The organism is Bacillus sp. BB081 (assembly GCF_008368895.1).
Lineage (GTDB): Bacteria > Bacillota > Bacilli > Bacillales > Bacillaceae_G > Bacillus_A > Bacillus_A wiedmannii.
Map to the genome: position 1 here is coordinate 1 of NZ_QOZX01000028.1, position 16,254 is coordinate 16,254.

Consider the following 16,254-nt stretch of genomic DNA (forward strand, 5'->3'; position numbering starts at 1 on the left):
CGTTTTCAGGGTTCACTTCATAGACAAGCAGCTTTTTAGTTTGTTTCATATATAATTTGACCTGTTTTCGTCATATCGTATCCGCCAATCGCTTTTAATTCATTATGAAATTCTTCCGATTGCAAAATATCTTTCACGACATCAATCAGCTCTTCATTTTCTTTATTCTTCAAAATCACTAAATCATACTGTTCCTTCATGATTGGAATAAAGTCTACATTTACAATCTGTGAAACCTTTTCTGAACCTACTCCTACATCAGCTTTTCCATTTGCGACTTGCGTGGCAACACCAAGGTGATTTGATTCTTCCCATTCATATCCACTAATACGTTCTTTATTTAACTTTTGAATTCGCAATTGTTCATCCACTAATACCCTAATACCTGAACCTTTTTCTCGATTTACAAATCGTATAGATGATTGAGATAAATCATCCCATGTTTTTATATTTTTCGGATTTCCCTTTTGCACATAAAACCCAACGTTCCTTGCTAATAAATTAATCATCGTACATGGTTGTCCAACTAAAATACGTTTTACATACGGAACATTATATGTACCCGTTTCGCCATCAAACAAATGAAGACTAACAATACTTCCTTCTCCTTGATACATTTTTATTAAACTCGTTAAACTACCTTGATATGCCCGTAATATATTTGAACCTATCAGGCGATTTTCTATACGTTTTGCCAACATATCTAACGTTAGTTCTTGTCCGCTAATAATACATGTATCCAAGCCCCTACTATCTTCGCTCTTTACAGGAGTCCCTTGTATTTTCCCTGTTTTCATTTGCTCTATATATTGTTCTAAATCCGTTGCATCAATGCGCATCTGTCTACCAATTCTATAAGAAGGTAGTTCTCCTTTTTTAATTAGATCGTATACAGTTAATTTTGATACTTTTAATCGCTTCGCTACTTCTTCCGTTGTGTAGGAATGATGATCCATAGACGATTCCTCACTTTCTTCCTTCATTGTAACAAAGAAAAGAATATTTCTCCTATATTAAAAAACAACTACATCGTTCAAATTATATTCAATTATAACTAATTGTTATCTATATTTAAAAAGGAATAATTCAATATGACAAAACGAAATTATAACTAATTATATCTAGTTATAATTAGTTATAATTGAATATGTCAAAACGAAAGGGGATTTTTTTATGAACAAGTTTACATTACGATCCATCGGAGCACTTATACTTTCTTTTCTTCTTATATTTAGTGCTGCATGTACAAGCGGCGAAAAGAAAGAGAAATCAACTGCTAAAGAAGGAAAAGCAGTAGAACTTACTATATCAGCTGCTGCAAGCTTACAAGATGCACTAAAAGAAATTGAAACAAAATATAAAGAAAAAGAACCTAATATTAAACTTTCTTTTAACTTCGGTGCTTCTGGTGCACTTCAACAACAAATTGAACAAGGCGCGCCTGCTGATTTATTCTTCTCAGCAGCCGAAGATAAATTCCAAACCCTTGTTAAAAAAGGATTCATTAATAAAAAAGAAGGGAAAAATCTTCTTGGAAATGAACTCGTTCTAATTGTCCCAAAAGATAGTTCTCTTACGAAAATTCAAGATTTAAAAGATGAAAAAATTAAGAAAATCGCGCTTGGTACACCTGAATCAGTACCTGCGGGAAAATACGCAAAGGCTTCTCTCACGCATGAAAATCTATGGAATGACATTCAAAATAAAATCGTATTTACAAAAGATGTTCGCCAAGTGTTAACATATGTAGAAACAGGTAATGTCAATGCTGGTATTGTATACAAAACAGATGCTCTTATTTCAAACAAAGTAAAGATTGGTGAGACAGCAGCAGCTACTTCTCATGAGCCAATTCACTATCCTTTAGGTGTTATAAAAGAATCTAAGCACAAGAAAGAGGCGACTTCATTTTATGAGTATTTGCAGTCAAAAGATGCACAATCTATCTTTAAAAAATATGGATTTACAGTCCTGTCATAATTGCCATGAGCTTTGATGCTATTTTGTCACCAATCTTTCTATCTATACGAGTAGCTGCATGCGCCACCATTATCGTTACAATTTTAGGGACGATTATCGGACGGGCGTTAGCACGCTCCTCATGGAGATATAAAGTACTATTAGAAACTATTTTCTTATTACCAATGGTACTTCCACCAACTGTAATCGGCTTTTTTCTCATTATCATTTTTGGAAATAATAGTCCCATTGGAATGTGGATAGAATCAATATTGCAGCAGTCCATTATGTTCACATCTACTGCTGCAATCATCGCTTCTACAGTTGTTGCATTTCCGCTCATGTACCAATCAGCAAAAACAGGATTTTCTATTGAGAATGTACAAATTGAAGAAAGTGCTCGTGACCTTGGTGCCAGTGAATATCAAGTTTTTCTACACGTCACACTTCCGCTTGCATTTCCCGCCTTACTAAGCGGAATGATTTTGAGCTTTGTTCGTGCGCTCGGTGAGTTTGGTGCTACACTCATGTTTGCTGGGAACATTCCTGGTAAAACACAGACTATCCCAACTGCAATTTATATGGCGATTGATGCAAGTAATATGCAACTCGCTTGGACACTAGTAGTTATCACTATTAGTATGTCACTCCTATTTCTGCTATGTATTCAGCTTATTAATAAAAGAATTACTAACTCTTAAAGCAGCTTTTGTCGAAGCTGCTTCTTTATTTCTTAGGAAATAAAATATACCATCGGGAAATAACAGAATTTTACCTTTTATTAAAATATACATTTTATTTGAATTCACTTTCTAAAATAGGCAATTTCCTGTTATTATATGGAGGTGTTTCAAAAAATGAAGAAATGAAAACGCATTTATATCGTGAATTCTTCATCCTGTTTTAGCGATCGGTAATCTTCTACTCTAGTAGTGGGGCATTACCGATCGTTAGAACGATATGTAATTATATTGGTATAGAAAACCGAAGGGAGTCTTGTAATGGACATTTTATTAGCGCTTCTTCCTGCAATTGCATGGGGAAACATCTTATTAGTAAGCGTAAAAATGGGCGGTGGTGCATATAGCCAAACGGTAGGTATGACAATCGGTGCTCTATTCTTCGCAACAATTATGTATGTATTTACTCAACCAACTTTAACAATGACAGTCTTAATTGTTGGTTTTATTTCAGGTTTATTCTGGGCATTAGGACAAGTAAACCAATTAAAAACAGTTGAAAAACTAGGTGTTTCAACTACTGTAACAATTTCTACTGGTATGCAACTTGTTGCAACTTCTATCTTTGGGGTTATCGCTTTCCGTGAGTGGACTACTACAACAACGATTGTTCTGGGAACGATTGCAATCCTATTAATCGTAGTTGGTGTTGTATTCACATCACTAGATGACAAAGAAAATGCACAGCCACCAGGACAATTGAAAAAAGGACTTCTTACTTTAATTGTTTCTACTTTCGGCTACCTTGTATATGTAATTATTATTCGTTGGTATAATATCGATGGTTGGTCTGCTATTTTACCACAAGCAGTTGGTATGTTTGTTGGTGCGGTTGTATTGACATCTAAACATAAACCATTTAACAAATATGCAATCCGTAATGCTTTATCTGGTTTACTATGGGGAACTGGAAACTTATTCTTACTTCTTTCATTACCACGTGTCGGAGTAGCAACAAGCTTCCCATTATCTCAAACTGGAATCGTTATCTCAACATTCGGTGCGATTGTCTTCTTAGGTGAAAAGAAAACAAAACGTCAATTGATCTTTATTGCACTAGGTAGTGTTTTAATTATCGGCGGTGCTGTATTGTTAGGTATGACAAAAGCATAAACTTATAATCTATTAAGCCCTGAAGCAGTTATGCTTCAGGGCTTTTTTATTACAACTATTTTTTAAGTATAATAATTTTTATAACCTTATTTATATTAACCCTCCTCCCTACATTTCCATCCTTTTCACAATAAGTCTTTTCTTTTTACAAAATTCTCTTAAAAATGGTATCGTTTTTTATAACATATCTCCACTAGAAAGGAATAAAGGATATGCTAACTAAACATCGAATTTTATTTATTGGTGCTGGTCGTATGGCAGAAGCTATATTTTCCGGATTACTTAAAACAAGCAAAGAATACATCGAAGAAATTATCGTTTCTAACCGAAGCAACGTAGAAAAGCTAAAGGAATTACAAGGGCGATATAATGTGTCTACTACAACAGATTGGAAGCAGCATGTTTCATCTGTTGATACGATTGTTTTAGCAATGCCGCCTTCTGCACATGAAGAATTATTAGCAGAATTATCTCCGTTACTATCGAATCAACTTGTCGTAACGGTAGCTGCTGGCATTGGTCCATCTTATTTAGAAGAAAGACTTCCCGAGGGGACACCTGTTGCTTGGATTATGCCAAATACAGCTGCTGAAATTGGCAAGTCTATCTCCTTATATACAACGGGACAATCAGTAAACGAGATGCATCAGGAAACCTTGCAACTCCTTTTAAGAGGCATTGGTACTTCGCAACTTTGTACTGAAGAAGAAGTTCATCAGCTTACTGCAGTTACTGGAAGTGCACCAGCTTTCCTTTATTACTTTGCTGAAAGCTTAATTGAAGCAACAAAAGGTTATGGAGTCGATGAAGCAACTGCAAAACACCTTGTCATTCAAATGATTTCTGGCTCTGCTTCTATGCTTGAACAAACGCAAGATCCAGCTAACCTCCGCGAACAAGTAACAACACCAGGTGGTTCCACAGCTGAGGGTCTCAAAGCTTTATATGAATATAATTTTTCAGAGGCAATTCAAAAAGCAGTAGAAGCAACAAACAAAAAAGCTAGGGGGAAATAATATGAATTTAACAAGTTTAAAAGACTATACAACATTACATAACGGTGTAAAAATGCCTTGGTTCGGTTTAGGTGTTTTTAAAGTAGAAGATGGTTCAGAAGTAATTGAATCTGTAAAAGCAGCAATTAAAAATGGCTACCGCAGCATCGATACTGCAGCAATCTATCAAAACGAAGAAGGCGTTGGACAAGCGATCCGTGAAGCAGGTGTTTCACGTGAAGAATTATTTATTACATCAAAAGTATGGAATAGCGATCAAGGATATGAAACAACACTTCAAGCATTTGAAACTACATTAGAAAAATTAGGTCTAGAATATTTAGATTTATATTTAGTACATTGGCCTGTAAAAGGGAAATATACTGAATCATGGAAAGCGTTAGAAAAACTTTATAAGGATGGCCGTGTTCGTGCTATCGGTGTGAGTAATTTCCACATTCACCACTTACAAGACGTATTTGAAATCGCTGAAATTAAGCCAATGGTCAATCAAGTGGAATACCACCCACGTTTAGCACAAGAAGAATTACACGCTTTCTGTAAAGAACATAACATCCAGCTTGAAGCTTGGTCACCATTAATGCAGGGACAACTACTGGATAACTCCACATTACAAGACATTGCGACAAAATATAATAAATCAACTGCACAAATTATTTTACGCTGGGATTTACAAAATGAAGTTGTAACAATCCCTAAATCTATTAAAGAACATCGCATTATTGAAAATGCAAATATATTCGATTTTGAATTAAGTGCTGATGACATGAAAGCAATTCAAGCTCTAAATGAAGATCGTCGCGTCGGTCCAGATCCAGATAACTTTAACTTCTAGTAGAAAAACCACTGCCATATGCAGTGGTTTTTCTCGTTAAATAAAACTGAAAATTTAAACTATATTCCAATTGGTTGACACTTCATCATCCAAGGTGTAAGATTTTGAATTATCAAAGAAACACAAAAATTAATAAAATTTATTCGTTTACTCATTGTATCAAGAGAGGTGGAGGGACTGGCCCTTTGAAACCTCGGCAACAGGTTCATTTTGAATACTGTGCCACTTCCTGCAAGCATTGTGCTTGAAAGATAGAATGAGGGACTTCGTTTATATACGGGTGCATAACTTGTACGTAAAAATCCCTCTTTCTCAATATGAAAAGAGGGATTTTTTATTTTTCATTTCCCTCATCATCATCCAAACTTAATTATTTAGGAGGAAAATCAAATGAAAAAGAAGTTTGTACCCGGTATTGCATCAGTTGTAGGAGTAAGTATTTTATTAACTGGTTGCGGTAGTTATAAAAACGAAGCAAGCGGAGCAAATGCAAAAGACGAGGCGCCTAGTAAACAGGTTTTAAACTTATCTTCACCTACTGAAATACGAACAATGGATACAGCTCGTGCTACAGATACTGATTCTGGTCAAGTAATGAGAAACGTATTTGAAGGTTTGTATAATCTTGGTGAAGGTAACAAACCTGTCCCTGGCGTTGCAAAATCTCATGAAGTAAGTGGCGATAAAACGAAATACACATTCCACCTACGAGATTCAAAATGGTCAAACGGCACTCCTGTCACAGCAAAAGATTTTGTCTTCGCTTGGCAAAGAGCTGTTGATCCAGCAACAGCCTCTGAATATGCATTTCTATTCTTTGATATTAAAAACGCAACAAAAATTAACAACAAAGAACTTCCAGCCGATCAACTTGGTGTAAAAGCAATTGATGACCATACGTTTGAGGTAGAGTTGGAACGTCCTGTTCCGTACTTTATAAGCTTAACAGCGTTCCCAACATTTCTACCAATTAACGAGGAATTCTTTAAAGCACAAGGTGATAAGTATGCGTTAGAAGACAATACAATTTTGTACAACGGAGCTTTTACACTAAGCGATTGGAAGCATGAGCAAAGCTTTAAATTTAAGAAAAACCCTACCTATTGGGATAAAGATACTGTCAAACTGGAAGAAATCAATTTTAACGTCGTAAAAGAAAAATCTACAGAAGTAAATTTATTCGAGTCAAAACAATTAGATCGTATCAAACTAACATCTGACTTCGTTGATAAATATAAAAAGGATGCTAACTTTAAAGAACGGCCAAACGTAGGGGTACAGTTTCTACGTATGAATCAACAAAACAAAGTACTTCAAAACGTTTCTGCACGCCAAGCAATCGATCAAACAATTGATCGAAAATCCTTTGTAAATACGTTATTAAATGACGGCTCTACACCAACCTCTAGTCTCGTGCCGAAAAACTTTGCAAAAGGACCTGACGGAACAGACTTCCGTGCTGCAAACGGCGATTTAACAAAGGTTGATACAAAATCTGCTCAAGAATTATGGAAAAAAGCTAAACAAGAGCTTGGTTCTGAAAAGATAACATTAGAATTATTAACAAGTGATGCTGACCTTGATAAGAAAACTGGTGAGTTCTTAAAAGGACAACTAGAAAAGAATTTAGATGGATTAACAGTAAATATAAAGCCGCAACCACGTAAACAACAAGTTTCACTTTTATTAAAAGGTGACTACGAAATTGGAATTGACGGCTGGAGCCCTGACTTTGCCGATCCAATTACATTCCTTGAGCTATTTACAACGAATAACCCTTACAACTTAGATCATTACTCTAATAAGGAGTTCGATGAAACAATAGCAAAAGTGAAAACAACTTTAGCCGGTGATGAAAAAGCTCGCTGGGAAGCATTACTAGCATCCGAGAAAATATTATTTAAAGACTCTGTTATCGCTCCTCTTTACCAAAAAGGCGAATCTTATTTAGAACGTTCTTATGTGAAAGGGATTGTGCAAGTAGACTTTGCAGGTCAATTAAACTTCAAATGGGCAAAAATTGAAAAATAAAGCGAAACTTTAATCAGTGGGTTTTTCTTCATCCCCCACTGATTATTAGCCCACACCAATTGTTTTTTTAGCAAAACATATTAAAAGCAGATTCCCTAATACGAGGAAATCTGCTTTTTTAATATATTATTCTAAGAAATTAACAATCTATTTTTATTATTGACATATAGTTCTTTCCAGTGTTAATATTCTAAATAATCAAAGAAACAAAATATTTCACCATCAAAATATAACGTCTACTACGTTGAAACATATAACGATAGATTATAGTTCAACATGTATATACATATAGAACACCTGATTACCTACATACATATATCCATAATAGGTTTTCTCTTCTTCTATAGCTACACTTCAAAACGTGGACATTACGACGTTACGAACAACACATTTAGGGAGGAACGAACAATGAAGAAAAAAGTTGTACCTGTTGTTGCATCTGTTTTAGGGGCAAGTCTATTACTAACTGCTTGCGGGGGAAATAAAGATCATGCAAGCGGAGCGAAAGCAAATGATAAAGCACCTGATAAGCAGGCAATTAACTTATCATTCGCTTCAGAAATTCCAACAATGGATGTTGCAAAAGCAACGGATGGGGAATCCATGAGCGTAATGCGAAATGTTTTTGAAGGTTTATATGCAATGGGAGAAGATAACAAACCAATTCCTGGTGTTGCTGAGTCGGTTGACCTTAGTCCCGATAAAACAAAATATACATTCCACCTGCGTGATTCAAAATGGTCAAACGGTACTCCAGTTACAGCAAAGGACTTTGTCTTCGCTTGGCAACGTGCCGTAAATCCTGATACAGCAGCTGAATATGCATTCTTATTCTTCGATATACAGAATGCGAAACAAATAAGCCAGAAACAATTACCAATTGATCAACTAGGGGTCAAAGCTCTTGATAATAAAACGTTAGAAGTACAACTAGACCGTCCTGTTCCCTACTTCTTAAGCTTAACGACATTCTCAACATTCTTACCAATTAATGAAGATTACTTAAAATCTCAGGGCGATAAATATGGTTTAGAAACAAATCATTTAATTTACAACGGTGCTTTCACATTGGATAACTGGAAACACGAGCAAAGCTTCCAATTGAAGAAGAACCCTAACTATTGGGATGCTAAAACTGTAAAATTAGAAGAAATCAACTTCAATGTCGTTAAAGATAAGTCTACAGAAGTTAACTTATACGATTCAGGACAAATTGATCATGTTGCTTTAACTGCAGAGTTTGTTGATAAATATAAGGGGGATCCAAACTTCAAGGACCGCGCTGAAGTTGGTATTCAATTTTTACGACTTAATCAAAAAAATGAAACATTAAAAAATCAACATGCACGCCTTGCTATTAACGGAGCAATGAATAAAAAAGCATACGTAGAAACAATTTTAAATAACGGTGCTGTCCCAGCTGAAGGAATAGTTCCTGCGAAATTCGCGAAAAGCCCAGAAGGCACTGACTTCCGTAAAGAAAATGGAAACCTAGTCAAAGATGATGTGAAAATAGCAAAAGAAAACTGGAAAAAAGCGAAACAAGAACTTGGTACTGACAAAGTAACAATCGAACTATTAACAAGTGATAATGCTTTAGCTAAAAAGACTGGTGAATATTTAAAAGGTGAACTAGAAAAGAATCTAGATGGATTAACAGTGACGTTAAAACCACAACCACGTAAACAACAGCTGAAACTACTATTAAGTGGTGACTATGAAATCGGTATTGATGGCTGGGGCCCTGACTTCGCTGATCCAATTACATTCTTAGATTTATTTACAACAGATAGTGCTTATAACTTCGATAAATACTCTAACAAAGAGTACGATGCGCTCATTCATAAAGTGAAAACAGATTTAGCTGGCGATGAAAAGGCTCGCTTTGAAGCAATGAAGCAAGCTGAAAAAATCCTGCTACAAGACGGTGCTGTCGCTCCTTTATACCAACAAGGTCGTTCTTACCTACAACGCGGATTTATTAAAGGGCTTGTAACAACTGACTTCGGCGGTGAGTTTAACTACAAGTGGACAGAAGTTGCAAAATAATAAAGTAAAAAAGGTATCCAATCGCAGGATACCTTTTTTATTTTATACTTCTTTAACTACATGACTTCTTCTCTTTACTATTCCTTTTATAGATACAGTAATTACTGCTACCAATTGTGTAACTAATATAATGACTAATAATGAAATAATATTTTTCCCTAAACTTACTCCCCCAAATATTATTGTATAATAGCCATTCGCTGCATATGTTGCGGGAAATAATTCACCGATTGTTTCATATGTTTTAGAAAGCATCTCATGTAGTACAATTACACCCGAACTTACAAGTTGTAATGATAGTGAAATTATATTAAAGATCATACCTGCATTTCCGAAAACAGTTATGAACATTTGTGTTAATGAAAGAAAGGCGAAGAAAACTATTGTCAATAATCCTCTTCCCCTTCTTTTTGCATCGAACTAAAACTCATCATAAATATAAACATAAACATCAAATATGTTCTCCACGTCAAAGAAGGTATATGCCCTGACCACAGATAGCTAATGAAATAGTTAATTCCCATAATACAAGACGATACTACTAAACTAATACATATTAGTTTTACATATTTGAGCATATCTTTTCTCCTTACTTTTCTATCTCTTCAAATTGCAGATTTACCGGCTCTTCTAGGAGTGTTTCATAAAAGTTTTCAGCCAAATCTGTTGAAGGAATTTTTTCATCCACTTCATCAAATCGAATACTATCTAGCCACACACAACCTTCCCCTGATAATAAGACACCAAATGCTATACCAAGTGCTCCTTCTTTTATATCTAATACAACCGAGTACGATTGCCAGTTATTCGTATTTTTAATTGGGCGATTTTGCATGTTATCCATAGCGAGTGGTTCTGTATCTTTTCCGTCTACTCTCATCCACAATCCCGCCCAATCTCTTACGTTCTCACTCTTAACAAATGCTGTTAAACGTAATCTTTTACCTACATATTTATCCGCTCGAAACATTTGCATTAATGTTGAAAATCCTCCGTGTGTAACATTCTCTTTTGCTTTTATGTATGCAGATACTTTTCCTTGATGTGCAACTTCATAATCTAAACCCATCTCATATTCAGCAGGATGACTTCCACTTAAGATCCATCCTTTCGGTATACCTTTTTGCATTGAAATACCCTCTCTTTCTATATAAAATGACTGGAAGTACTTTCGATATTTCTTCGGTGGCAATTGAAACATTCTTTTAAAAGCTCTCGTAAATGCCTCTTGTGAGGAAAAGCCGTATTGTACTGCAATATCAATAACAGCCCTCTCCGTTGACACTAAGGCTTGCGCAGCATGAGTTAACCTTCTCTTTCGAATATAATCCGTTACACTCATCCCAACATATCTTTGAAAGATGCGATGAAAATGGTACATCGATACTGCACTGTGAGACGCCACTTTTTCTGTTGTAAGCTCCTCATGTAAATGCTCCTCTATATATTCAATTGCTTTTTTTATCATCTCTTTATATTCTTCATGCATTTTAGTACCTCCTCACAACCTTAATTTACCATATACATACAAATCATTTTTGATTTAAATTGCGGATTAGCACTTGTGGTTACAGGATAATAATTTATTTTCAGCACATACATAATTACATGATTTTGGGAAAAACTTGTATAGAACGAATTTACATAAGGAGGAATTTATAATGAGAATTTTACTATCAGTTTTATTAGCTCTTATGCTAGTACCTGTATTAACAGGATGTAAAGCTCCTGTTAAAGAAGACACAACTTCTAATAAAAAAACTACAGAAGAGGCAAAAAACGAAGCTCCTGCTGATTTAAAGCTAGACTTCAATAAATTTGATTTAAAGGCAGACTATCAGGATACGAAGAAAGACTATGAAGCAGATTATAAAAATGTAGCAGCAGATAAAAAAATGGAAGCAAAAATTGAAGATCATAAAGCAGATGTAAAACTAACAGGAGATGAGGCTATTACAAAATTAAGCCCACTTCTACAAGAATTAAAATTCAATAAAGATACTCCTGATCAAGAAGTAATCGATCAAGTAGTGAACGTGTTCAAACTTGATAAAGACTACCAAAAATTCGATTTAGAAGTTGTCTTCTCTGATGGAACGAAAAAAGAATATAAAAGAGAAATAAAATAAAGAAGTAGGCGGTTGCCTACTTCTTTATTTTTGCATATCTTAAATCTGGTTTAGATCCAACATAATATTGAAGTCCAGATACTGATTCTTTTTGTAAATAAGAGTCGGAAGGGAATATAATTGGAATTAATGGTGAATCTGTAAACATAATATCTTCTGCTTTATGCAATAAGTCAAAACGTTTGTCTTCGTTTTGTTCAACTTCTGCTTCTTTTACTAAAGCATCAAATTCTTTATTATGCCATTTCGCATAGTTATTCGGACCATCACCTGCATATAAATCTAGTTTAGTAATTGGATCTAATAAAGAACCGCCCCATCCCATATAAGCTAATTGGAAATCACTTTGCTTATATGTGTCGATGTAACTCTTCCACTCTTTATTTTCTAATTTAATGTCTACGCCAAGATTTTTCTTAAACATTTCTTGCATTGCTTCTGCTACTTTTTTATGTTGTGTATCTGTAGTGAATTTTAATGTTACTTCAGGTAATGTAGACCATCCTTGTTCTTTCATACCTTCTTCTAGTAATTTTTTCGCTTCCGCTGGATCAAATTTTACGTAACCACCTTTTTCTTTACGGAAATCACGACCACTTTGTGTTTTTGCTCCTTCTGGAACGAATGCATTTGCTTCTTCTGCATTGTTTTTATACAGTTTTTCAACGATAAACTTACGATCAACTGCTAATGAAAATGCTTTACGTACTTTCGCATTTGTAAATGGCTCTTTTTCTACGTTAAATGAATAAATATAAGATGAAAATCCTGCAACTCGCTTATATTCTTTATTTCCTTTTTCTTTCTCAATCATTTCTTGTGGTAAACCACTTAGTAAATCTAATTCTTTTGATTTATATAGTTGATACGCAGTTTTAGAATCTGGAATAATACGAAACTCAATTTCTTTTAATGCTAGCTTTTTATCATAGTATTCTTTATTTTTTTGTACTGTAATCGCTTGGTTATGCTTCCATTCTTTTAACGTGAATGGTCCGTTCGTAATTAATTCTTTTGGATCTGTTTTTAATTTATTATTATCATCAATTGATTTTTTAGATAATGGAATAAATAAAGAACTTGCTAATTTTTGTTTAATAGAAGAAACAGGGTGCTCAAGTGTTATCTTTAATGTTTGAGAATCAACAACTTGAATACCAACTTGGCCTTCTTCACCTTTTCCAGTATTATATGCCTCTGCACCTTTAATAAAATACATTTCTGTCGCATTCATAGAACCCGTTTTCGGATTTAATAGTCGCTTCCATGCAAATTCAAAATCATTTGCTGTAATAGGAGAACCATCTGACCATTTAATATCTTTCTTTAAATGGATTGTATATTCAGTTCCATCAGCATTTACTTCTTCTTTCTCTGCTAATTCATTTTGATATTTCCCATCACTATCTTGCGTATATAGACTTGAGAATAAATGTCCAATTACATAACCTGACGTGCTATCTGTTGCAATAGCGGAATCAAGTGTATATGGATCGCTACCAATATTCGTTACTAATCGATCTCCTTCTCCCTTACCAGCACTTGCCTTTTGCGTCTCTTTCTTACCACAAGCGACAGAAGTAATTGCTAATACGGTCATAATGACAAACAGTAAAAACTTCTTCATCTTTCATTCCCCTTTACCCTGAAATTTTTGGTGTTGATGCTAATAATGTTTTTGTATAAGAATGTTGCGGATTACGAAATACTTCGTCCGTATTTCCAAATTCAACAAGTTCTCCTTTATATAAGACAGCCACTTTTTCACATAAGTAGTGAACCATCGGTAAATCGTGTGCGATAAATAAATATGTATAGCCTTGTTCCTTTTGAATTTTTTGCAACAGATGTACAATTTGAATTTGCAATGAAACATCTAATGCTGAAATTGGTTCATCAAGGATCAATACCTCTGGCTCACATAATAAGGCTCTTGCAATAGCGATACGTTGACGTTGCCCTCCGCTAAATTCATGCGGGTAACGATCAATATATCGTCTATCTAATCCAACACGCTCTAATGCATCACCTGCGACTTTATCCTTCAACCTCTTATCGCCTAAACCGAATGAAATATAGCCTTCTGTTACAATATCGCGTACTTTCCAGCGCGGATTTAATGCAGCTGTTGAATCTTGAAAAATGAACTGTACTTTCTGTAAGAAATCACGCTTATGAGCTGCCTTCAACTTATGAACAACTTGACCGTTATAATCAATTTCACCAGACGTTGGTTTCTCAATCCCAGCTATGAGCTTACCAAGTGTTGTCTTTCCAGAACCACTTTCTCCAATAATTCCAAGCGTTGTTCCTTTCGGAATAGAAAGTGTTATATCTTTTAACGCTGCGATTTCTTTATCTTTACTTCCATATGTTTTCCTTACTTGCTTTACAGTAATTAAATCTGTCGTCATGAGGCGTTCACCTTCTCTTTTGATTTCGCTTGGTTATGCTCAAGAACATGCTGCCAGCAATGTGAACTATGCTCCTCAGAATATGTTGTTCTCTCTGGGAAGCGATGAATGCATTCCTTGATCGCTACTGGGCAACGATTCACAAAAGGACAACCAAAGCTATTTAATGTTTCAATAGAGGGTGTCGTTCCTTCTATTGCACGTAATATTTTTTCGGAATCATCCATATTCGGAATTGCTTGTAATAAGCTTTTTGTGTATGGATGTTTAGGGGAACCTATTACTTCCTCTATCGTTCCTTTTTCAACGACACGTCCCCCATACATAACAACTACTCGGTCAGCTACTTCACGTACAAGTGCCAAATCATGTGTAATTAATAAAATACTCGTATTTTGTTTTTCTTTTCGTTCTTTTAACAACCCCATAATTTGCTTTTGAATCGTTACATCTAACGCTGTTGTTGGTTCGTCTGCAATAACAAGCCTTGGATGACAAGCAAACGCAATTGCTAAACAAATACGCTGCCTCATACCTCCACTTAATTGATGTGGGTACTGTTCAAAGCGTTTCTCTGCTTCATGTATCCCTAAATCATTTAATAAGTTAATTGCAATTTCTTTTGCTTCTTTTTTCGATTTTTTCTCATGTTGCAAAATTACTTCTGTAATTTGTCTTCCTACTTTCATCGTTGGGTTTAAAGATGAAAGTGGATCTTGAAAGATAAAAGAAATATCTTTCCCGCGAATTTGATTCCATTCTGATTCTTGTAAATTCGTTAATTCCTTTGATTGGAAAGATACATTTCCACCTTCGATATGAATGGATTCTTGATTTAAACCGATAATAGATTGTGCTGTAACGCTTTTTCCTGAACCACTTTCTCCTACAAGTGCAACTATTTCACCTTCGTTAATAGAAAAGGAAACATGCTTCACAATCGCTTGCTTACTAGTCTCTTTTTCAACGACTAACGTTACGTTTTCTAAAGATAAGATTTGTGCCATGTTTTTTCTCCTTTCGATTCCGTTTTACGATTTTTGGATCAATTGCATCTTGCAAACCATCACCAATTGCATTAAATGCGAACATGATAAGTGCAATCATGATTGCCGGGAAGAATAGTTGCCACCACTCTCCGCTTAGTAATGTCCCGAGTGCATCGTTCGTCATCGTGCCCCAGCTTGCCGCTGGTGATTGCACTCCAAGGCCAATAAAGCTTAAAAATGATTCTGAGAAAATAGCTGCTGGAATTGTAAATGATAAATTTACGATAATAATACCTGTTAAGTTCGGAATTAAATGCCCATATATAATTTTCATATGAGACGTGCCTAATCGTTCTGCCGCAATAACAAACTCTCTTTGTTTTAAAGATAAGACTTGAGCTCGAATGAGACGTGCCATTCCAATCCATCCTGTTAATGCAAGAGCGATAATGATGGTAAAAAGACCTGGTTTCATAACAATTAATAGTAAAATAACAATTAATAAATATGGGATACCATATAACACTTCAATCCCTCTTATAATCCACTCATCAATTAACGTTCCAAGGCGACTGCGTCCTCTCACATATCCACTAAAGCCACCGATTAGTACACCTAGCCCTATATCAAGAGCTGCTGCTACCAATCCAACCGTTAGTGAAATTTTCCCGCCAGCCCATGTACGTGCCCATATGTCTCTACCTAAATCATCTGTCCCGAACCAATGCTCACTACTAGGCGGTAAGTTTGTTGCCTCTTTTATTTGCTCACTCGCAATAAATGGCGTTAAACTTTCACCAATAAGAGAGAATACAATAATTAGTAATAACGTCACTGATCCTAAAACTGCGATTGGATTCGATATAAACTTACGAAGCACTTCCTTTTTTCGGCTAATCGTTTGCTGATCTTTATTTATCGTTAATTCTTTTTTCTCTTCATTCGTTAATAACTGTTTATTAATTTCATAAGCCCCCAT

At 35.2% G+C, this 16,254-nt stretch carries 16 protein-coding genes and 1 riboswitch; of the genes, 8 read left to right on the forward strand and 8 right to left on the reverse strand.

The genetic code is table 11. From position 1 onward, the window contains the following. Positions 1-35 precede the first annotated feature (35 nt). Positions 36-983, reverse strand: coding sequence for a helix-turn-helix transcriptional regulator (locus DN394_RS14470; protein WP_097918264.1), 948 nt, complete (start codon positions 981-983; stop codon positions 36-38). Positions 984-1,173: 190 nt separating this feature from the next. On the opposite strand from DN394_RS14470, the gene modA reads away from it, so the two are divergent. From modA to DN394_RS14510, 7 genes are all read left to right on the forward strand, one after another. Continuing rightward, positions 1,174-1,980 carry a molybdate ABC transporter substrate-binding protein gene (modA, locus tag DN394_RS14475; RefSeq protein WP_098705631.1) on the forward strand — a complete coding sequence of 269 codons (807 nt, stop codon included), beginning with the start codon at positions 1,174-1,176 and terminating at the stop codon, positions 1,978-1,980. A gap of 5 nt (positions 1,981-1,985) precedes the next feature. Beyond that, positions 1,986-2,660, forward strand: a complete 675-nt coding sequence (modB, locus tag DN394_RS14480; protein ID WP_097918265.1) for a molybdate ABC transporter permease subunit — start codon at positions 1,986-1,988, stop codon at positions 2,658-2,660. 300 nt (positions 2,661-2,960) lie between these two features. Beyond that, the gene (locus DN394_RS14490; RefSeq protein WP_070140575.1) at positions 2,961-3,812 is read left to right on the forward strand and encodes a GRP family sugar transporter; all 852 of its coding nucleotides are present in this window, start codon (positions 2,961-2,963) and stop codon (positions 3,810-3,812) included. A gap of 212 nt (positions 3,813-4,024) precedes the next feature. After that, the gene (gene proC, locus DN394_RS14495) at positions 4,025-4,828 is read left to right on the forward strand and encodes a pyrroline-5-carboxylate reductase (RefSeq protein WP_098084909.1); all 804 of its coding nucleotides are present in this window, start codon (positions 4,025-4,027) and stop codon (positions 4,826-4,828) included. Between the two features lies 1 nt (position 4,829). Next, positions 4,830-5,663: an aldo/keto reductase gene (locus DN394_RS14500; protein WP_060486400.1), complete on the forward strand. Its 834-nt coding sequence runs from the start codon at positions 4,830-4,832 to the stop codon at positions 5,661-5,663. A gap of 153 nt (positions 5,664-5,816) precedes the next feature. After that, a riboswitch (SAM riboswitch) is annotated at positions 5,817-5,921 on the forward strand. Positions 5,922-6,053: 132 nt separating this feature from the next. Continuing rightward, on the forward strand, positions 6,054-7,694 hold the full coding sequence (locus DN394_RS14505) for a peptide ABC transporter substrate-binding protein (protein WP_097918268.1): 1,641 nt from the start codon (positions 6,054-6,056) through the stop codon (positions 7,692-7,694). A gap of 408 nt (positions 7,695-8,102) precedes the next feature. Next, positions 8,103-9,743 carry a peptide ABC transporter substrate-binding protein gene (locus tag DN394_RS14510; RefSeq protein WP_149293902.1) on the forward strand — a complete coding sequence of 547 codons (1,641 nt, stop codon included), beginning with the start codon at positions 8,103-8,105 and terminating at the stop codon, positions 9,741-9,743. Between the two features lie 42 nt (positions 9,744-9,785). Here DN394_RS14510 and DN394_RS14515 read toward each other — a convergent pair whose 3' ends face one another. The 3 genes from DN394_RS14515 to DN394_RS14525 are packed head-to-tail and all read right to left on the reverse strand — an operon-like array spanning position 9,786 to position 11,232. Then, complete coding sequence (locus DN394_RS14515; RefSeq protein ID WP_097918270.1) at positions 9,786-10,133, reverse strand: ABC-2 transporter permease; 348 nt, start codon at positions 10,131-10,133, stop codon at positions 9,786-9,788. Continuing rightward, entirely contained in the window at positions 10,130-10,321 is a 192-nt protein-coding gene (locus DN394_RS14520) for a hypothetical protein (protein ID WP_060486396.1), read from the reverse strand. The genes DN394_RS14515 and DN394_RS14520 overlap by 4 nt, the downstream gene beginning before the upstream one ends. A gap of 11 nt (positions 10,322-10,332) precedes the next feature. After that, complete coding sequence (locus DN394_RS14525) at positions 10,333-11,232, reverse strand: helix-turn-helix transcriptional regulator (RefSeq protein WP_097994273.1); 900 nt, start codon at positions 11,230-11,232, stop codon at positions 10,333-10,335. Positions 11,233-11,404: 172 nt separating this feature from the next. Between DN394_RS14525 and DN394_RS14530 the strand changes: the two genes are divergently transcribed. After that, a complete protein-coding gene (locus DN394_RS14530; protein WP_001221563.1) occupies positions 11,405-11,872 on the forward strand; it encodes a YusW family protein in 468 nt (155 codons plus the stop codon). A 16-nt stretch (positions 11,873-11,888) separates the two neighbouring features. Here DN394_RS14530 and DN394_RS14535 read toward each other — a convergent pair whose 3' ends face one another. The 4 genes from DN394_RS14535 to DN394_RS14550 are packed head-to-tail and all read right to left on the reverse strand — an operon-like array spanning position 11,889 to position 16,254. After that, positions 11,889-13,499, reverse strand: a complete 1,611-nt coding sequence (locus DN394_RS14535) for a peptide ABC transporter substrate-binding protein (protein ID WP_098705633.1) — start codon at positions 13,497-13,499, stop codon at positions 11,889-11,891. A gap of 13 nt (positions 13,500-13,512) precedes the next feature. After that, the gene (locus DN394_RS14540) at positions 13,513-14,286 is read right to left on the reverse strand and encodes an ABC transporter ATP-binding protein (RefSeq protein ID WP_000205652.1); all 774 of its coding nucleotides are present in this window, start codon (positions 14,284-14,286) and stop codon (positions 13,513-13,515) included. Next, positions 14,283-15,293, reverse strand: coding sequence for an ABC transporter ATP-binding protein (locus DN394_RS14545; RefSeq protein ID WP_097918273.1), 1,011 nt, complete (start codon positions 15,291-15,293; stop codon positions 14,283-14,285). Before DN394_RS14545 ends, DN394_RS14540 begins: the two co-directional genes overlap by 4 nt. Beyond that, entirely contained in the window at positions 15,250-16,254 is a 1,005-nt protein-coding gene (locus tag DN394_RS14550; RefSeq protein WP_097918274.1) for an ABC transporter permease, read from the reverse strand. The genes DN394_RS14545 and DN394_RS14550 overlap by 44 nt, the downstream gene beginning before the upstream one ends.